Below are 19,918 nucleotides of genomic sequence, written 5' to 3'. Positions count from 1 at the left end.
TTTAACAATAGTTAAGTTTTAATATGAGATATAGTATACTTATACTAAGGGATAGGAATGTTTAAATACATAAGTAAGGGGGTAAAGGAATGAAACTCTTAACTTTCAAAGGAGGAATACATCCTCCATATAAAAAAGAGTACTCAGAGAAAAAAGCTATTGAAATAGCTAAGTCACCAAAGGTAGTTTATATACCACTTCAACAGCATATTGGTGCACCTGCTAAAGAGATAGTTAAGGTTGGGGATTTAGTAAAAGTTGGTCAAAAAATAGGTGAGCAACAAGGATTTGTTTCTTGTAACGTACATTCTTCTGTATCTGGTAAAGTAATAGCTATAAAAGAACATGAATTAGCTGGTGGAAGAGGCACATGTATTGTTATAGAAAACGATTTTAAGGAACAAATACACGAAAGCATAAAACCTAAAGGGAATTTAGAAGATTTAAGTAAAGAAGAAATTGTATCAATAATAAAGGAGGCTGGAATAGTTGGTATGGGAGGAGCTACTTTTCCAACTCATGTAAAGCTATCACCACCACCAGATAAGAAAATTGATACTGTTATATTAAATGGAGCTGAGTGTGAACCATATCTAACAGCAGATCATAGGCTAATGCTTGAAAATCCAGAAGATGTAGTTTATGGATTAAAAGTACTTATGAAATCTTTAAATGTATCAAAGGGATATATAGGAATTGAAGTAAATAAACCTGATGCAATTTCTGCAATAGAAAAAGAAGCTCAAAAATATGATGATATTGAAGTTGTAGGTCTAGAAGTTAAGTATCCACAAGGGGCAGAAAAGCAACTTATATATGCATGTACTAAAAGGGAAGTTCCATCCGGTGGGCTACCTATGGATGCAGGGGCAGTAGTAAATAATGTGGGAACAGCAGCACAAATTGCTAAAACTATAAAAACAGGAATGCCATTAATAGAAAGAATTACTACTGTTACAGGTAGTTGTATAAATGAACCAAAAAATTTAGTTACAAAAGTTGGAACACTAGTATCAGAGATAATAGACCAATGTGGAGGCTTTAAAGAAGATAAGATAGTTGGGAAGGTAATAATGGGTGGTCCAATGATGGGACTAGCGCAGTATACAATAGACATACCTACAAATAAGGGAACATCAGGTATATTATGTTTAGACGATGAAGAGTCTAAAACACCAAAACCACAAAACTGCCTAAGATGTGGTAAATGTCTAACAGTATGTCCAGCATTTTTACAACCGTTATATATAAGTGCTTATTCTTTAAAAAATGATTTTGAAAGTGCAGAAAGTTATAGAGCTTTAGATTGTATAGAGTGTGGATCTTGTTCATTTGTTTGTCCAGCAAGAAGACCGCTACTTCAATCAGTAAGAAATGCAAAAAGGGAAATTATTTCAAATAGAAGAAAAGAATCAGCTAAAAAATAATTGGGGCTAGGGGGAATTTAAATGAATAATAAATTGATTGTATCGTCTTCTCCGCATGTGAGAAGTAACCAAGATACGTCTTACATAATGAAACAAGTAATAATAGCTTTACTACCTGCTATGGCATCAGCAGTGTTTCTTTACAGATTAAGTGCATTAAATGTAATTTTCTTCTGTACAGTAGGAGCAGTAGGATGTGAATTTTTATATCAAAAATTAACTAAACAAGATGTTACTATAGGAGATTTTTCAGCAGTAGTTACAGGAATATTATTAGCATTTAATGTGCCAGCATCTCTTCCATGGTGGATGTGCATATTAGGCTCAGCGTTTGCTATAATAGTGGTTAAAATGGTTTTTGGTGGAATAGGAAATAACTTTTTAAACCCAGCATTAGGTGCAAGAGCATTTTTACTTGCATCATTTCCAGTAGCTATGACAGCTTGGACAATACCTGGAGTTAACTGGGTAAGTTCGGGAAATATAGATGCATATACAACAGCGACTCCATTAAGTTTTCTAAAAAGTGGAGCAATAGGCATATCAGGATTAACATCAAATGGAATTAGCCTAACAGATATGGTAATAGGTAATATAGGAGGATGTATAGGGGAAACATCATCTATATTCATAGTACTAGGTGGGCTTTATCTAATCTATAAGGGAATAATAAATTACATAATTCCAGTATTTTACATAGGAACAGTTTTTATATTAGCATTTATACTAGGAGGATTTGACATAAACTTTGCTATATATCAATTAGCGGCAGGTGGACTTATGTTAGGTGCATTTTTTATGCTTACAGATTACACAACATCACCTATGTCCAAAGCAGGTCAAATTGTTTATGCTATTTTAGCAGGAGTTATAACTATAGTTATAAGAATGTATGGTGGATACCCAGAAGGAGTTTCATATTCTATATTATTAGCCAATGTAGCTACTCCACTTATAGACAAATACATGAAAGGTAGAGTATTTGGGGAGGTGGCTAAATAATGAAAAATATATTAAGGCTAGGAGCCATATTATTTACAATATGTGCAGTAGCAGCTTTAGCACTTGGGTTTATAAATCAAATAACAGCGCCAATTATTGAAGATAGAAATATACAAGCAAACAATGAATTAAGACAATTAGTGCTTGAAGACGCAACAGAATTTAAGCAATTAGATAAAAAGGTAATAGAAAATATCGATGGATTAGAAGAGGGGATAGTATCAGAAGTATATGAAGGTATTAGTGGAAGTGATGTTGTTGGATATACTATAAAAACTTTACCTAGCGGATATGGTGGGGTTATGGAAGTTATAGTAGGGATATCAAAAGATGGAAAAATAACAGGAGTAAATATTGGAAATATGGCTGAAACTCCAGGGCTTGGAACGAAAGCAAATGAACCTAATTTTAAAGGGCAATTTAGTGAAAAAGAAGCCAAAGAACTTAGTGTAGTAAAAGGTAGTGCAACAAGTGATAATCAAATAGCTGCGATTTCAGGGGCTACAATAACATCTGAAGCTGTAACTAGGGGAGTTAATGCAGCAATAAAAGTATTTAATGAAAGCTTGAATAAATAGGGGGAAGAATATGAGATTAGGTAAAATATTCAAAAATGGTTTAATAGATGAAAACCCAGCCTTTGTCCAAGTAATAGGTATGTGTCCAACATTAGCTGTTACAACATCAGCTATAAACGGATTAGGTATGGGATTATCTACAACAGCAGTTTTGATTTGTTCAAATATAGTTGTTTCATTAATTAGAAAGATAGTGCCAGATAAAATAAGAATACCAGCATTTATAGTAGTAATAGCAACGTTTGTTACAATAGTTGGTATGCTTTTAAAGGCATATGTGCCTTCACTTGATAAAGCACTAGGGCTTTTTATACCTTTAATAGTTGTAAACTGTTTAATATTAGCACGTGCAGAAAGTTTTGCATCTAAAAATGGTTCTGTTGAATCAGCTGTAGATGGATTAGGTATGGGACTTGGGTTTAGTTTAGCATTAACAGTTTTAGGAACTATAAGAGAAATACTTGGAAATGGAAGTATATTTGGAATGAGTATATTTGGAGCTTCATTTGAACCTATATTGCTATTTATACTTCCTCCTGGAGCCTTTTTAACATTAGGTTTTCTTTTAGCAGGATTTAATAAAATAAGAAGTAAAAAAGCGTAGGGGGGTGGATTAAATGAATTTAGTACTTATATTTTTAAGTGTAGTTCTTGTTAATAACGTTATAACAAGTCAGTTTTTAGGTATATGTCCATTCTTAGGAGTTTCTAAAAAAGTTGATACTGCATTAGGTATGGGAGCAGCAGTTACTTTTGTTTTAACATTAGCATCAATAATAACATACTTTATACAAGAACTATTGGTTATAACTAATAATGAATTTTTACAAACTATAGCGTTTATACTAGTCATAGCATCTATAGTTCAATTTGTTGAGATGGTAATACAAAAAATGAGTCCAGCCTTATATCAAGCGTTAGGTGTATTTTTACCATTAATAACAACTAACTGTGCAGTTTTAGGTATAGCTTTAGTGAATGTAAATGAGGGGTATAACTTAATTGAAACTATAGTTAACGGATTTGGTGCAGGTATAGGATTTACATTAGCTATAGTATTATTTGCGGGAATAAGAGAGAGATTAGAACTAGCAGATATACCAGAAAGTTTTAAAGGGTTCCCTATAACACTTATATCAGCAAGTTTAATGTCTATTGCTTTTTTAGGATTTGCTGGATTAATAAAGTTATAAAATAGGGGGGATAATATGTCTATACTTAATTCGATTTTTGTTTTAGGAGGTATGGGACTTATATTTGGAGCAATACTTGCATATGCTTCTAAAAAGTTTTATGTTGAGGTAGATGAAAGAGTTGAAAAAATATTAAGTATACTTCCAGGAGCTAATTGTGGAGGATGTGGATTTCCAGGATGTGGGGGATTAGCAAATGCAATAGTAGAAGGAAATGCCCCTGTAAATGGATGTCCTGTTGGAGGTTCTGATTGTTCTTTAAAAATAGGAGAAATAATGGGAATATCATCTCAAGAAGGTGAGAAAGAAGTAGCAAAGGTTATATGTAAAGGAAGATGTGATGTAGCAAAAGATAAATATACATATGAAGGTATTTATGACTGCAGATCAGCAGCTACATTGAACTCTGGAGCTAAATTATGCAAATATGGATGTTTAGGTCTTGGAACATGTAAAGATTATTGTAAATTTGGTGCTATATCTATAATAGATGGATTAGCAGTAATAGATGAAGAAAAATGTGTAATGTGTGGAAAATGTATTGAAGTTTGTCCAAAGGGAATAATATCGAAAAAGCCAGCAAAACAAGAAATTGTAGTTGAATGTAACAGTAAAGATTTTGGAAAAGAAGTTAAGGAAAAATGTAGTGCTGGATGTATAGGATGTGGAATTTGTGCTAAGGCATGTAAATTTGATGCAATAGAATTTGAAAATAAAATTGCTAAAGTAAACTATGATAAATGTGTAGGGTGTATGGTATGTGTTGAAAAATGTCCAACCAAAGTTATACAAGGTAGCTTAGAAAATAGAAAAAAAGTTATGATAGAAGAAAGCTTATGTATAGGTTGTACTATTTGTAAAAAGCAATGCAAGTTTGACGCCATAGAAGGTGAATTAAAAGGTAAGCATAAAGTTGATAAGGAAAAATGCGTTGGATGTCATTTATGCTTAGAAAAATGTCCTAAAAAGGCTATTAAAACTATATAATATGGATAAGATAAAGGTATGGTTTTTTCCATACCTTTATTTTTTATGGAATTATAATAAATTTATAAATAAATAAAATCTACTCATTGAAATATAACAATTATGTTACAAAAATCGTTCGACATTTGTGTTGAATTTTTTACAATATAATGATAGACTAAATAAGTACAATTCTAAGTACCAAATGAGGTGATAAAATGAATATAATCTTAGCATCAGCATCTCCTAGAAGGAAAGAAATTCTAGAAAATATCAACGTAAAATTTGATATAGTTAAAAGTGATATAGATGAGGTTATATTAGAGGATGAGTTACCACCTCAAGTGGTAATGAGACTTGCATTTGAGAAAAGTATGGATGTAGCAAAATCTAATCAGGAGTCTTTGGTTATAGGAGCAGATACAATTGTTGTGTTTAATAACACAATATTAGGGAAACCAAAGGACAAAGAAGATGCTAGAAATACTATTAAGTTATTATCTGGAAATACTCATGAAGTAATAACAGGTATTAGTTTAATTAATTTAAGTGCAAATAAAAAAATAATCGATTATGTAGTTAGTAAAGTTAAATTTAAGGACTTATCAGAAGATGATATAAATGATTATATTAATACTGGTGAGTCATTAGATAAAGCTGGAGCATATGGAATTCAAGGGTATGGATCATTACTAATTGAGGAGATACAAGGTGATTACTTCAATATAGTTGGATTACCTATATCAAAGTTAAGTGATTTAGTCAAAATGCACTTTGATATAAACTTTTTTTATGGAGGATGATATAACTGAAGGACTCTTTTGATGTTAAAATGACTTTAAAGAATATGACATTAGAAGAAAGACCTAGAGAAAAGATGCTTGTTAAAGGAGAAAAATGCTTATCTAATTCAGAGTTGTTAGCAATTATTATCCGAACAGGCACTAAATCAAAAAATGCTATTGAATTAGCTAATTATATCATAAATAAAGACACTCAAGGTATAAGATACCTAAAGGATATGACCATAGAAGAGTTATGTGAAATAGATGGAGTAGGACTATCTAAAGCAACGCAAATAAAGGCAGCGCTAGAACTAGGGTCTAGAATCGCTAGTTTTAAGCCTAGTCGATATAAGGTAAAAAACCCTTGGGATATATACAAGTATTATATGGATATTTTAAGATATGAAAAGCAAGAGGTTTTTAAGGTGGTTCTTTTAAATACGAAAAATGAAATAATATCAGATGTAGAAGTATCAAAAGGTACTTTAAATTCTTCTTTAGTACATCCAAGAGATGTATTTAGAGAGGCTATAAAACGAAGTACAAATAAGATAATTCTAATGCACAATCATCCATCTGGTTCTGTCGAGCCATCAAATGAAGATAAAAACATTACATCAAGACTTATTAAGTGCGGAGAACTAATAGGAATAGAAGTAATAGATCATATAATCATAGGTGACGGATTATATTTTAGCTTTAAAGAGAGTATGATAATCTAATTGGATATAGTAAGGAAGGAGAATTAAGTATGTCTAAGGAAAAAAAAGAAAAAAAAGAGAAAAAAGGGTTAATGTCGATGTTTGGATTTAAAAAGATGACAAAGGATATGGGTATAGATTTAGGTACAGCAAATACTTTAGTTTATATAAAAGGACAAGGTATAGTAGTAAGAGAACCATCTGTTGTTGCTATAAGAGATGATAGCAAGGAAGTTTTAGCAGTTGGAGAAGAAGCTAAAAAGATGATAGGTAGAACACCAGGTAATATAGTAGCTATAAGACCTATGAAAGATGGGGTTATAGCTGATTTTGATGTTACATCAGCAATGCTTAGTTACTTTATACAAAAAGCAGCAGCTAAAAAGGGTGTAGTAAGTCCTAGAATAGCAATATGTGTACCTTATGGCGTTACAGAAGTAGAAAAAAGAGCTATAGAAGAAGCTGCAAGACAAGCAGGAGCAAGGGATGCATACTTAATAGAAGAACCTATGGCAGCTGCTATAGGAGCTGGTCTTAGAGTTGAAGAGCCAGAAGGAAATATGGTTGTAGATATCGGTGGAGGTACTACTGAAATAGCTGTTATATCTTTAGGAGGTATAGTTACTGCTAAGTCAATAAGAATTGGTGGGGACGAGTTTGATGAGTCTATAGTAGCATATGTTAAAAAAGAATATAACTTAGCTATAGGGGAAAGAACAGCTGAAGATGTTAAAATAAGCATAGGATCAACATTTAAAGGTGATCAAGAAACTAATATGCAAATAAGAGGTAGAGACTTAATATCAGGTCTTCCTAAAACAATAGAAATAGGATCAGCAGAAGTTAGAGATGCTTTAAAAGAGCCTATAAACTCAATAGTAGATGCGATAAAATCAACTTTAGAAAAGACACCACCAGAATTAGCATCAGACATAATGGAAAATGGAATAATGTTAACTGGAGGGGGAGCATTACTTAGAGGTCTTGATAAGTTAGTTAAACAAGAAACAGGCATGCCTGTTACAATAGCAGAAAGCCCACTAGATTGTGTTGCTTTAGGTACTGGTAAATCAGTAGAAGACCAAGAAATATTTGAAAAAGTATTAATGATGAATGCAAGAAAGTAATTAAAAGTTGGTGATATCTTTGAGATTTGATAACAATAAAAAAGGGAAGAAAAAGATCAACGTTAAAGTGATAGCAACAGGAACTGTTGCTATCACTTTAATTGGAATTATAGGAATATCAATAGGTAAATTTTCAGGTAGAAATCCAATAGGTCCTGGACCTATTTTAGATGCTGTATCTGCTGTAGAATCGACATTTAATAAAGGTTTTAAATTCCTAGGTGATGGCCTTGGTGATCTAATTAATTATAAGAAAAATGCTAATAAAATAGATAAGCTAGAAAAAGAAAAGAATGAGTTAAAATTAGAAATAGCTGAATTGAATAAAAAACTAGATGAAGTAGAATCACTAGAAAGTTTAAAAAAATCATTAAACTTTATAGACGAAAAGTACGAAGCTAAGTCTGTAGCAGCTAGTGTTGTCTCAAAAAATGATGGCAATTGGTACGAAAGTTTTGTACTAAGCGCTGGTAGTGCAGATGGAGTTAAAAAAGATAGTTTAGTAGTAAATGGTAATGGTTTAGTTGGTATGGTATATGAAGTTTCTAAAAACTATAGCAAAGCAGTTTCATTACTTGATAGTAAATCATCAGTAAGTTTTAGACTATTAAAAGACTCTAAATTTAAAGGCGTATTAACTCAAAACTCTACTTTAGATAATAAGGAAAACTACAAAAATAAAGGATATTTATATGGATATATGTTTGATAGTAATTATGATGTAATCCCAGGAGATGTAATTGTAACATCAGGGCTTGGGTTATATCCAGAAGGTATACCTATAGGTGAAGTTGATAAAGTTATAGATGACAAGAATAAATCTATGAAATCTGTAGTTGTTAAACCTTATGCTGATTTTAAAAATATAGATGATGTTAAAATCATTGAACCTAGAAATATAAGATAAAGGAGACTATAGATATGAAAAGAGTTTTACTTTGTCTTTTAGGTATTTTGTTAGTTATAGTAGAAGGTAGTGTTACTAACTATATAAATATATTTAGCGTGAGCTTTAATATAGTAATAATATATATGACTATTATATCTCTGTATTTAGATGAATTAGAAGCAGGTATAATAGGTGCTATAGTAGGTTTAACTAAAGATATAGCCGTAGGTGGAATATTTGGAGTTAATGGTTTAATATTATTTTTAACTTCTTACACAATAAGCCATTTAAAAGATAAAATATACAAGGAAAGTAGTATGACTATATTTGCGCTAGTTTTTTTAACTACGCTAGTTGATTCTATTGTAAATATAGCAACCACTATCTTGGTTTATAATAGCTATGGAATAGTTAAGTTACTGATTGTAGGAATTTTAATAATGCCTACTTTAAATAGCCTTTTAAGTATTATTTTATACAAAATATCTAAAAAATCTATATTAAAACTAAAAGAAGATTAGTTGGTGATTTAATGGAGAAAAACAAAAAGATAGATAGATTATTGATAATAAAGAGAATCATCATATGTGTATTTATAGTTATTTCCTTTAAAATATTATATATGACTATTTTTAGACATGACTATTATAAAGAATTAGCTGAAAATAAGACATATAAGGAATTACCTATAAAAGCTCCAAGGGGAGAAATAAGAGATAGATATGGACGTCTAATTGCAGGAAATAAAAATTTATTTACTGTACAAGTATCTGCAGATGGTATAAGCAAAAAAGGCGCAGATGGTAAGCCTATGGCTAATGAAATATCATTAGACATAATTAATCTTTTAGAGTCTAATAAAGAGCAATATATAGATGAATTCCCTATATACTTTAAAAATGGTAAATTCTATTATACGTTTGATGATAAAATAGATAAATACAAAGAAGAAGAAGGTATACCAAAAGAATTAAATGCTAAAGAAAGTTTCTACTTTATTGTAGATAAGCTAATTAGTGAAGGTGTACTTACGAAAGAAGATAGAAATTTAGACCCTAGTAAGCTACAAAAAAAGCTTAATGAAAATGGAGAATATCCTCCTATACTTGTAAGTAAATGGATGTTTACTGAAGAAAAGAATAAAAAAGATTGGTTAGAAAGCTATAAAATAAAAAATCCTGATATTAGTGCTAAAAATGCATTTAGAGATATTAGAAATGACTATAAGATAGACCCTAAGCTAAGTAATACGGACGCTAGAAAAATACTTATAGTTAGAGACCTTATAAAATCTCAAGGTTATTCTAGATATAATCCAGTTACCATTGCAAAAGATATAAATCAAAATACAATATCTCAAATTGAGGAAAAAGGAATGGAACTTCCAGGGGTATCTGTGGCAGTAGAGCCAGTTAGATATTACCCAGAAACAAATTTAGCTTCTCACATAATAGGTCATATGGGTAAAATGCCATATAATCAAGAAGAGAAATATCTAAATCCTGAAAAAGAAGGTAAAAAGTACTCAAAGGGAGATACAGTAGGTATAACTGGTGTTGAAAAGAGTTATGAAGAGAAGCTTAAAGGTGTTGATGGGCATAAAAAAGTTCAAGTAGATGCACTAGGTAGAGTAACAAAAGAACTAGATGTACAAGAACCGCAATCAGGAGATACTGTATATCTAAGTATAGATAAAGACCTACAAGAAGTAGCTCAAGATGTATTAAAGAGAACTATAGATGTAGCTAGAACAGCAGGAACTTTCAAAAGTCCTTTTGGAAATAAAAGTTTTTCACAAGCTGCACCTCGTGCAAATTCAGGAGCTGTAGTAGCTATAGATGTAAAAACTGGGGATGTATTAGCTATGGCTAGTTATCCAGATTACGATCCTAATAAATTTGTAAATGGTATATCTTATGAAGACTATGAAAAATTACAACCTAAAAATAAAAATGATGTACTAGCACCTAACGCTCAAGTAAACTTAGCTACTCAAGGGGTATTCCAACCAGGTTCTACATTTAAAATGGTTACAGGTATGGCAGCTATAGATAATGGAATGAATCCAAATTACACAATAAATGATCCAGGTGTTATAATGCTTGGAAATAGACCATTTGCCGATTATGTATGGCATAAGTCAAGAAGTAATCATGGAGCAACAAATTTATACAAAGCTATACAAGAATCATGTAATATCTACTTCTACACAATTGGTAGTGGTGAAAATAGAGTAGGTGGGAAAGACCCTAATGTAAAAATAGGTCCAAATGATACTCTTAAATATGCTAAATTATTTGGATTAGATGATTATACAGGTCTTAATGACGAAATAGATGAAAAAAAGGGTAGTGTACCAAGTATAGAAACTAAATTAAAATCAGCTAAAGCTTTACTTAGAACATTTTTAGAGAAAGAAATGAAAAATAAGTTTACTGATATAACTAAGGAAAAGAATGAAGCTGAGTATGAAAAAAGAATAGATGAAATTGTTAGTTGGGCAGACGAACCAACTACAGTCACTAGAGGTGAAGCTATTGAAAGGCTTGCTAAGTTAAATGTTAAAGAAAAAGACATAGAGCCTTTAGCTGATGAAATAGTGTTTAATCACTTAAAATTTGCTAAATGGAGTATAGCAGATACATTTAACTTATCTATAGGACAAGGTGAGAATCAATATACGCCAGCTCAAATGGCAAGATATACTGCAGCCATAGCAAATGGTGGTGATTTAGTTGATTTATCAGTTATAAATAGAGTTGTACCTAGTGATTATAAATCTGTTGATATTGATGAAAATAAAAAAGAAAAGATACCATTTAAAAATAGTGAAAATCTAAAGCATATAACTGAAGGTATGAAGAGAGTTACGACTTCAAGTTCTGTTAAGAGTTTATTTAAGAACTTCCCTGTTAGTGTAGCAGCAAAAACAGGAACAGCTGAAAAAAGTGGTAAGATACCTACAGAAAATGAGGTTGATTATTTAAAAAGCCATATGGGATCTTATGGAGTGGCTTTAGATCAAGCGCTAAGTCTTGCGGAAACTCTTAAAGAGGGAAGAGAGCAAGAGTTATCAGAGGAAAGAGAAAAAGAATTAAAAGAAGAACTAAAATCTAAAGATATAACTGAAGAAAGAAAGAAAGAAATAGAAGAAGAATTAAAAGAAGGTGTAAGCGTTAAATTAGATAAAAATGATGATAAAATAAACGCTGCATACCTAAGAAAAGCTATAAAACAATTAAACCCTAAAATAACAGATAAAGAAATAGATAGATATAAAGCAGATTATGATTCTTTTGCATGGAGTGTAGGGTTTGCACCAGCAGATGATCCAGAGATAGCAGTTGTATGTATGATACCTCAAGGTGATTCAAGTACTTATGCAATGTTACCTGTAAGAGAGTTAATAGGAACATATCTTGGATTGACAGATGATTATTTAGCAGCTAATAAAGGTACTGCCAAGAAAGAAGAAAGTAGTAATAAATCGAATAATGATGATATAAATTTTGCTTCTCAGATGAAAAAATAAGAGGAAAAAAATATTTTTTGAAGAATATATAAAAATGATACATTACTCTGGAGGTTGTTATGTCTTTTAAAGAGTTTAGTACCAGAGAACTTGTGGAGTTCAAGGGTAGCAAAAGAGGGATAATTGTAAATATAAAGAAAGAAGCCTCTTTTGAAGAAATAAAACAAAGTATAATAAACAGGCTAGAGTCATCAGTAGGATTTTTTAATGGAGCTAAAATATGTGAGATTAATTGTGATTGTTTAAGTGATATACAAATTTTAGAGATAAAAGAACACATATCATCAAGGTTTGATGTTGAATTTATTGATGATGAGTATAAAAAAGAAAAGTATGAATTTAAAACAAAATATGTCAATAATCTAAGATCTGGTGAAAACATAGAGTTTGATGGAGATGTAGTAGTTATGAATGATATGAAATCAGGATCACAAGTAAGCTCAAAGTCAAATGTAGTAGTTATGGGAAATGTAGATCCAGGTGCAAGAATAGTAGCTAATGGAAATGTTATAATAATGGGAAGTGTTAAGGGGTTTGTCCATGCAGGTTCAGATGGAAATGAAAGTGCTTATGTAGTAGCTAACCACCTAGATGCTAGAATATTACAAATAGCAAATAATATAGCTGAAGCTCCAGAAGATGAGTTTTTTGAAGGAAAAACAATTAATCCAGAAATAGCTTTTGTAAGCGATGGAACTATAGTCATAGAAAACTATTCAAATAAAGTTTAAAAATAAGTATTAATCCATAGGGGGTAGTAACATGAGTGAAGTTATTGTCATAACGTCTGGTAAAGGCGGAGTAGGAAAGACTACTACCGCAGCAAACTTAGGAACTGCTTTAAGTTTGGAAAATAAAAAAGTAGTTATAGTAGACGCAGATATTGGTCTTAGAAATTTAGATGTAGTAATGGGACTTGAAAATAGAATTGTTTATGATATTGTTGATGTTGTAGAGGGAACATGTAGATTAAAACAAGCTTTAATCAAAGATAAAAGATTTGAAAATTTATATTTACTTCCAGCAGCTCAAACAAGAGATAAAAATGCAGTATCTGTTGAGCAAATGCATGATTTATGCCAAAAACTTAGAGAAACATTTGATTATGTATTAATAGATTGCCCTGCCGGTATAGAACAAGGATTTAAAAACGCCATAGCAGGAGCAGACAGAGCGATAGTAGTAACTAATCCGGAAGTTTCTGCAGTAAGAGATGCAGATAGAATAATAGGATTATTAGAAGCCAATGAGATAAAAACTATAGAATTAGTGATAAATAGAATAAGACACGATATGGTAAGACGTGGAGACATGATGGACAAGCAGGACATAATAGAAATATTGGCTATAAAGCTATTAGGATTAGTTCCAGATGATGAAAGTATAATTGTATCTACAAATAAAGGTGAACCTGCAATACTTGATTCAAAATCATTAGCAGGACAAGCTTACAAAAATATAACACAAAGAATATTAGGTAATGATGTACCTATACTAGAAATAGAAGCAGAAAGTGGATTTTTTAGCAAAATAAAGAAGATGTTTGGTATGGCTAAGTAGCAAAGGGGGGAGTATATTCATGTTAGACTTATTTAAAGTTTTTTCAAATGAATCTAAAACTAGTAAATCAGTAGCAAAAGAAAGATTAAAGTTAGTTTTAGTGCATGATAGAGCGGATTGTTCTCCAAAGTTTTTAGAGCTTATAAAGACAGATATACTTAAAGTAATAGCGAATTATGCTGAAATAGAAGAAGATGGACTGGAAATTAAAATGTCTAAAACCAGAGGAGAAGATGATGATATGCCAGTATCTGCATTAATCGCTAATATACCACTAAAGAATTTAAAGGATAGAAATATATAATAGACTAAATGGGGGATTGTTAAGTCCCCCATATTTTAATATACTAAATATAAGACAAAAGACATTAGGAAGTTGGTGAAAATGTGATTGAATATAAGTCAACCGTTAAGTTAATAAAACAACTAGACTGGAAGCTAATAGCTACTGTTTTAGCAATATTTGGATTTGGATTAGTTGTATTAAGTAGTGCAACTCATGCCCATATGACAGGAAATTATGGACAGATATACAAACAAGGATTAGGTTTTGGCCTAGGTATGGTTATGGTCATTGGAATATTATTAATAGACTATAATTTTTTAGGAAAGTACTATAAGGCTTTATATATAGTTAGTTTAATTTTACTGGCTATAGTATTAATACCAGTAATTGGTGCGTCAAGAGGAGGAGCTAGATCTTGGTTAAATTTAGGCCCTTTAGATTTTCAAACTTCAGAAATAGTTAAGTTTACATTTATATTAAGCTATGCAAAGATAGTAGAATCAAAAAAAGGTAAACTTAATAATTTAAAGGAGATAATACCTGTTGTGATGTATGCAGTTCCTTTTATAGGATTATTATTTGCTCAGCCAGACTTAGGTACAGCTATAGTATTTAGTTGTATAATAGGTGGAATGTTGTTTACAGCAGGGCTTGATATGAAACTGATAAAAAGAGTTATAATAGGTGTTTTAGTAGCAGCACCACTTATGTATATGGTAATGGCGCCGCATCAAAAGGAAAGAATAGATGCTTTCTTACATCCTGATGATCCAACTAAAAAGGGTAATTATCAGGTTATGCAGTCAATGATAGCTATAGGGTCAGGAGGAGTAACAGGTAAAGGACTATACGGTGGTACACAAAGCCAGGAGGATTTCTTACCTGTTCAGGAAAGTGACTTCATATTTGCAGTCATAGGAGAAGAACTAGGAGCTATAGGTATGATAGCTGTTTTAGTTTTATATGCAATATTCTTGATACGAATGCTTATTATAGCAAAAGAAGCAAAAGATTTTTATGGAACCTTAATTGTAGTTGGGGTTATGAGTATGTTTGCATACCAGATAATACAAAATATTGGTATGACAGTAGCTTTAATACCGGTTACAGGGGTAACATTACCATTCATAAGTTATGGAGGAAGTTCACTTTTAACATCTTTAGCAAACTTAGGACTGGTACTAAATGTATGTATGAGAAGAAAGAAAATTAACTTTTAGATAAAGTCAAAATATAAACGGGAGGGAATATGAATATAGCATTAATAGCACATGATGAAATGAAAAATACAATGGTAGGATTTTGTATAGGATATGAAGAAATTCTTAAAAAGTATAAGGTGTATGCAACTGGAACAACTGGAAAAATAATAATGGATGCTACAGATATTAATATAACTAGGTTAGCTTCAGGACCTTTAGGAGGAGATCAGCAAATAGGATCATTAGTAGTTTCTCAAGATATAGATTTAGTGATCTTTCTAAGAGATCCTCTTACATCTCAAGCTCATGAGCCGGATATACAAGCCTTAATTAGATTGTGTGATGTATATCATGTACCAGTAGCTACAAATTTAGCATCAGCAGAGATTTTTATAAAAGCTTTAGATAGGGGAGAGCTTTCTTGGAGAGAAGTTAGAAAAACTAAAAGTCAAAGAGTATAAAAATAAGCACCTAATATTAGGTGCTTATTTTTATACTCTTTTAATATGAAGAAGTTTATTAATTTTTGTAAGTAACTAAAAAAGTACCTCATATATGAGGTACTTTAATATATTATTATTTAACTAATTTAGCAAATTCTTTACCGTAGTTAACACATTCTTGACAAGTTTCTTCTGAAGGGAAGAATTTCTTTTTCATAGTAGGAACTGGCATTTTGAAAGCCATAGCCTTTAATAAGTTTTCAGCCATAGTTATACCTTCTCCACTCCATCCGTAAGAACCAAATACACCAGCTATTTTTCCTTGGTTAGCCATAGGGTCTATAGTAGAGAATAAATCCCACATAGGTTTAACCATAGTTCTGTTTATAGTTGGAGAACCTAATAATATTACTTTAGACATAACTACTGCATCATGCATTTCTTTTAAATCAAGTTCTTCTAAATCATAAAGTTTAACTTCAGCACCTTCTTCAACTAATCCTTTTTCTATGTTTTTAGCCATTTCTAAAGTATTAGTGTAAGCTGATAAGTAGAATATTGCAACTTGATTTTGGTTTGTAGTATTAACAACTTCAGTTGACCAATCTAAATATCTCTTAACTGCCGCCATTGGATCTTTAGTAAGCATAGGACCATGAGAAGTTAATATTGTATCAAAGTCTATTTTAAGTTCAACAACTTTATTTATAGCACTTAAAACATGCTTAGCAAATGGTTTAACTATACAATCATAGTAGTGCTTAGCTGATTTTAAGTAATCTTCACTTTCTACAGCATCAGGATCTACACTTGCAAAGTGACATCCGAAAGCATCGCAAGTGAATAAAGTTTTATCTTCTTCAACATAAGTAAACATTGTATCAGCCCAATGTAAGAATGGAGCTGTTATGAACTTAAGATTTCTCTTACCTATGTTTAAAGTTTCTCCATCTTTTATAACGTGGCACTTAAAAGGTCTATTTACTTGTTCAGCTAAGTAAGTTTTAGCAACAGCTGTACAGTAAACTTCCACATCAGGGTTTATATCTAATATATATTTTAAGCAACCAGCATGATCTGGTTCTGTATGATGTATAACTACATAATCTATGTCTTTTATATCAGTAACTTCTGATACGTTTTTTAAAAACTCGTCCTTAAAGTTTGGTTTTACAGTATCGAATAATACAGTTTTTTCATCTTTTATAACATAACAGTTATAAGTAGTACCAAATTCTGTTTCCATTATAATATCAAATACTTTTAAATCTTTATCTACAACACCTGTAAAGTAAATATCTTTTTTTACTTCAAATACATTACTCATTATAAATCCTCCTAAAAACATTATATAAAGATTATACCCATATAAATTACATTAAAACAATTTAATTTTAAATTAAATGTAAAAAATAAATAACTTATGTACTTTAGGCAGCTATTTATTTGATACCTACTATTATTGTAACAAAAAATACTTTTTATAAAAGGTATAAATTAGATTTTTTTTATTAATTATAAAATATAGGCACAATGTTTTAATATACTAATTTTAAAAACTTAAAACTATATAAAATAATTAATAATATTTTGATAGATAATGCTATATCGTGTATAATAATACTTATGCTTATAAACAATAAACTTATTTGGAGGTTTTAACATAAATGAATAAAGTAGACTTAAAAAGAATTTTAAAAAAAGTTGAAAAGCCTGCTAGATATCTTGGAAATGAAATAAATTCAATTCATAAAGATACAACAAATGAAAATTTAATAAGATATGCACATTGTTTCCCAGACTTATATGAAGTAGGAATGAGTCACTTAGGAAGTCATATATTATATGATGTTATAAATAAGGATGAAGAAGTATTTTGCGAAAGGGTATATGCTCCAGCTGTAGATATGGAAGCGATGATGAGGGAAAAAAATATACCATTATTTGCTCTAGAATCAAGAGAACCTATAACAAATTTTGATTTTGTTACATTTACGCTTCAATATGAACTTTCTTACACTAATATATTGAATATGTTAGATTTAGCTAATATACCATTATTAAGAGAAGAAAGAAAGCTAGATGATCCATTTATATTAGTAGGTGGACCATGTGCTTACAATCCAGAGCCTTTAGCTGATTTTGTTGACATAGTAATATTAGGTGAGGGTGAAGAAGTAAACCCAGAAGTTATAAATGCCTATAAAGAATGGAAAAAAAATAAAACAACTAGAGAAGACTTTTTACAAAAGATATCTACAATAGAAGGGGTTTATATACCAAGCTTCTATGATGTTTCATACAATGAAGATGGAACTGTCAAAGAAGTAGTACCAAATAGAGAAGGTGTACCTCAAAAACCAAGAAAAAGAATAATAAAAAATATGGAAGAAGTTCCATATCCAGAAAAATTAATAGTTCCTTTTATAGAAACTGTTCATAACAGAATAGTACTTGAACTGTTTAGAGGGTGTACAAGAGGATGTAGATTCTGCCAAGCAGGTATGATATATAGACCAATAAGAGAAAAAAGTGTAGCGAGATTAAAAGAATTACTAGAAAAACTAGTTAAAAACACTGGATATGATGAAATATCATTATCTTCGTTAAGTACTAGTGACTATAGTGAATTAGCAGAGCTTACTGATTATTTAGTTGATGAATATACTCCTAAAAATATAGGAATATCTCTACCATCATTAAGACTTGATAATTTCTCTATGGAGATAGCAGAAAAAATACAACAAGTAAGAAAGTCAGGACTTACATTTGCTCCAGAAGCAGGAACACAAAGATTAAGAGATGTTATAAATAAAGGTGTAAGCGAACAAGACTTAGAAAATGCAACTAGAAAAGCATTTGAAATGGGATGGAATAGTGTTAAATTATACTTCATGATAGGTCTTCCAACAGAAACTTATGATGATTTAGATGGAATAGCAAAACTTGCTTATGATGTAATCGATACTTACAGAGATGTAAATGGTGGAAAGTTAAGAAGAGCATTTGGTGTTACAGTAAGTACATCTACATTTGTACCTAAGCCATTTACACCATTCCAATGGCATGGACAAGATACAACAGAAACAGTTATAGAAAAGCAAAGATATTTAGTTAAAAAATTAAAAAATGGAAATATAAAATATAACTACCATGATTCAAAAACTAGTTTAATGGAAGCTGTTGTAGCTAGAGGAGATAGAAAAATAGGTAAAGTTATATATGATGCTTTCAAAATGGGTGCCAAATTTGATGGTTGGTCAGAACACTTTAATTTAGATACTTGGAAAGAAGCTATGGCTAAAAATAACTTAGAAATAGCATTTTATGCTAATAGAGAGAGAGAATATGAAGAAGTATTCCCTTGGGACCATATAGACGTTGGAGTTTCTAAGAAATTCTTAGTTAGAGAAAATGAAAAAGCTAAACAAGACACAGTTACAGTAGATTGTAGACATAAATGTAATGGTTGTGGAATAAATGCACATGAAATAGGAAGGGGGCTTTGTTAATGGAAAACAAAATAATAAGAACTAAATTTAACAAAGAAGGAGATATGATATATATATCGCATCTTGATTTGCAAAAACTTTTACAAAGAGCCTTTAGAAGAGCTGAAATAGATTTAGCACATTCTCAAGGATACAATCCCCATCCAAAAATAAGTTACGGAAATGCTTTAGCTCTAGGTACAGAAAGTCAAGGAGAGTATGTAGACGTTGAAATAGAAGGTGATATAACTGTAGATGAGTATTTATCTAGAATGAATGAACAATTACCAGAAGGTATAAAATTTATACAAGCTGAGGAAATAACTAAACAAACTCCATCATTATCATCTACTATAGAGTATGGAGAATATGTATTTACTATAGAAACAGAAAAAATATTAACTAAAGAGTTCATAAAAAATCAAATATTAGATTTTATGGCTCAAAAAGAAATAATGATAACTAAGAGAAATAAAAAAGGTAAGTTAGTAGAGTCAGATATAAGACCTATGATAAAATTATTTGATTTATTAGATGCAGAAGATAATAAAATAATTTTAGAAGCTACAATAGCGACAGGATCTAAGGCTAACTTAAATACTTCTATATTTATACCAAAAATATTAGAAATGTTAGAATTAGAAATGGACCCATTAGATGTAGATATATTAAGAAGAGACTTATATGTAGTGAAAGATGGACAATTAGTAAGTCCTATGTAAAAAAAGGTGGATTT

At 30.7% G+C, this 19,918-nt stretch carries 20 protein-coding genes; 19 read left to right on the top strand and 1 reads right to left on the bottom strand.

The annotated features are described in order from the left end of the window. Positions 1-89 precede the first annotated feature (89 nt). From rsxC to mgsA, 17 genes are all read left to right on the top strand, one after another. Positions 90-1,427: an electron transport complex subunit RsxC gene (gene rsxC, locus ABHC41_RS02925; RefSeq protein WP_092927280.1), complete on the top strand. Its 1,338-nt coding sequence runs from the start codon at positions 90-92 to the stop codon at positions 1,425-1,427. A 21-nt stretch (positions 1,428-1,448) separates the two neighbouring features. Next, the gene (locus tag ABHC41_RS02920; RefSeq protein WP_271892039.1) at positions 1,449-2,429 is read left to right on the top strand and encodes an RnfABCDGE type electron transport complex subunit D; all 981 of its coding nucleotides are present in this window, start codon (positions 1,449-1,451) and stop codon (positions 2,427-2,429) included. After that, complete coding sequence (locus tag ABHC41_RS02915) at positions 2,429-3,007, top strand: RnfABCDGE type electron transport complex subunit G (protein ID WP_092927276.1); 579 nt, start codon at positions 2,429-2,431, stop codon at positions 3,005-3,007. Before ABHC41_RS02920 ends, ABHC41_RS02915 begins: the two co-directional genes overlap by 1 nt. A gap of 10 nt (positions 3,008-3,017) precedes the next feature. After that, positions 3,018-3,611: an electron transport complex subunit E gene (locus tag ABHC41_RS02910; protein ID WP_092927274.1), complete on the top strand. Its 594-nt coding sequence runs from the start codon at positions 3,018-3,020 to the stop codon at positions 3,609-3,611. A gap of 13 nt (positions 3,612-3,624) precedes the next feature. After that, positions 3,625-4,200 carry an electron transport complex subunit RsxA gene (gene rsxA / locus ABHC41_RS02905; protein WP_092927272.1) on the top strand — a complete coding sequence of 192 codons (576 nt, stop codon included), beginning with the start codon at positions 3,625-3,627 and terminating at the stop codon, positions 4,198-4,200. A 15-nt stretch (positions 4,201-4,215) separates the two neighbouring features. Then, positions 4,216-5,187: an RnfABCDGE type electron transport complex subunit B gene (locus ABHC41_RS02900; protein WP_166504896.1), complete on the top strand. Its 972-nt coding sequence runs from the start codon at positions 4,216-4,218 to the stop codon at positions 5,185-5,187. A gap of 197 nt (positions 5,188-5,384) precedes the next feature. Beyond that, positions 5,385-5,969 carry a Maf family protein gene (locus ABHC41_RS02895; RefSeq protein ID WP_166504897.1) on the top strand — a complete coding sequence of 195 codons (585 nt, stop codon included), beginning with the start codon at positions 5,385-5,387 and terminating at the stop codon, positions 5,967-5,969. 44 nt (positions 5,970-6,013) lie between these two features. Continuing rightward, a complete protein-coding gene (gene radC / locus ABHC41_RS02890; RefSeq protein WP_141664395.1) occupies positions 6,014-6,673 on the top strand; it encodes a DNA repair protein RadC in 660 nt (219 codons plus the stop codon). 29 nt (positions 6,674-6,702) lie between these two features. Further along, positions 6,703-7,779 carry a rod shape-determining protein gene (locus ABHC41_RS02885; RefSeq protein WP_092927265.1) on the top strand — a complete coding sequence of 359 codons (1,077 nt, stop codon included), beginning with the start codon at positions 6,703-6,705 and terminating at the stop codon, positions 7,777-7,779. 10 nt (positions 7,780-7,789) lie between these two features. Next, positions 7,790-8,686: a rod shape-determining protein MreC gene (gene mreC / locus ABHC41_RS02880; RefSeq protein WP_240276287.1), complete on the top strand. Its 897-nt coding sequence runs from the start codon at positions 7,790-7,792 to the stop codon at positions 8,684-8,686. A gap of 14 nt (positions 8,687-8,700) precedes the next feature. Then, entirely contained in the window at positions 8,701-9,189 is a 489-nt protein-coding gene (gene mreD / locus ABHC41_RS02875; RefSeq protein WP_092927261.1) for a rod shape-determining protein MreD, read from the top strand. Positions 9,190-9,200: 11 nt separating this feature from the next. Further along, positions 9,201-12,200, top strand: coding sequence for a penicillin-binding transpeptidase domain-containing protein (locus ABHC41_RS02870; RefSeq protein WP_092927259.1), 3,000 nt, complete (start codon positions 9,201-9,203; stop codon positions 12,198-12,200). Between the two features lie 59 nt (positions 12,201-12,259). Next, a complete protein-coding gene (locus ABHC41_RS02865) occupies positions 12,260-12,931 on the top strand; it encodes a septum site-determining protein MinC (protein WP_092927257.1) in 672 nt (223 codons plus the stop codon). Between the two features lie 31 nt (positions 12,932-12,962). After that, the gene (gene minD / locus ABHC41_RS02860; protein ID WP_092927255.1) at positions 12,963-13,760 is read left to right on the top strand and encodes a septum site-determining protein MinD; all 798 of its coding nucleotides are present in this window, start codon (positions 12,963-12,965) and stop codon (positions 13,758-13,760) included. 19 nt (positions 13,761-13,779) lie between these two features. Further along, positions 13,780-14,064: a cell division topological specificity factor MinE gene (gene minE, locus ABHC41_RS02855; RefSeq protein WP_092927253.1), complete on the top strand. Its 285-nt coding sequence runs from the start codon at positions 13,780-13,782 to the stop codon at positions 14,062-14,064. A gap of 83 nt (positions 14,065-14,147) precedes the next feature. Continuing rightward, complete coding sequence (gene rodA, locus ABHC41_RS02850; RefSeq protein WP_092927251.1) at positions 14,148-15,266, top strand: rod shape-determining protein RodA; 1,119 nt, start codon at positions 14,148-14,150, stop codon at positions 15,264-15,266. Between the two features lie 29 nt (positions 15,267-15,295). Next, a complete protein-coding gene (gene mgsA / locus ABHC41_RS02845; protein WP_166504898.1) occupies positions 15,296-15,709 on the top strand; it encodes a methylglyoxal synthase in 414 nt (137 codons plus the stop codon). A 115-nt stretch (positions 15,710-15,824) separates the two neighbouring features. On the opposite strand, the gene ABHC41_RS02840 is transcribed toward mgsA, so the two are convergent. Further along, complete coding sequence (locus ABHC41_RS02840; RefSeq protein ID WP_092927247.1) at positions 15,825-17,018, bottom strand: FprA family A-type flavoprotein; 1,194 nt, start codon at positions 17,016-17,018, stop codon at positions 15,825-15,827. A 340-nt stretch (positions 17,019-17,358) separates the two neighbouring features. Here ABHC41_RS02840 and ABHC41_RS02835 point away from each other — a divergent pair, with 340 nt between their 5' ends. Together ABHC41_RS02835 and ABHC41_RS02830 are read left to right on the top strand one after the other, a co-directional pair. After that, positions 17,359-19,203: a TIGR03960 family B12-binding radical SAM protein gene (locus ABHC41_RS02835; RefSeq protein WP_092927245.1), complete on the top strand. Its 1,845-nt coding sequence runs from the start codon at positions 17,359-17,361 to the stop codon at positions 19,201-19,203. Beyond that, positions 19,203-19,904 (top strand): TIGR03936 family radical SAM-associated protein, encoded by a 702-nt coding sequence (locus ABHC41_RS02830; RefSeq protein WP_092927244.1) that lies wholly within the window; start codon positions 19,203-19,205, stop codon positions 19,902-19,904. The genes ABHC41_RS02835 and ABHC41_RS02830 overlap by 1 nt, the downstream gene beginning before the upstream one ends. Positions 19,905-19,918 lie beyond the last annotated feature (14 nt).

Origin of the sequence: Romboutsia sp. 1001216sp1, from assembly GCF_039841805.1 — a bacterium.
GTDB classification, from domain to species: Bacteria; Bacillota; Clostridia; order Peptostreptococcales; family Peptostreptococcaceae; genus Romboutsia_C; species Romboutsia_C hominis.
Note: the sequence above shows the minus strand (reverse complement) of the source record. Positions and strands in the feature narration are given on the sequence as shown.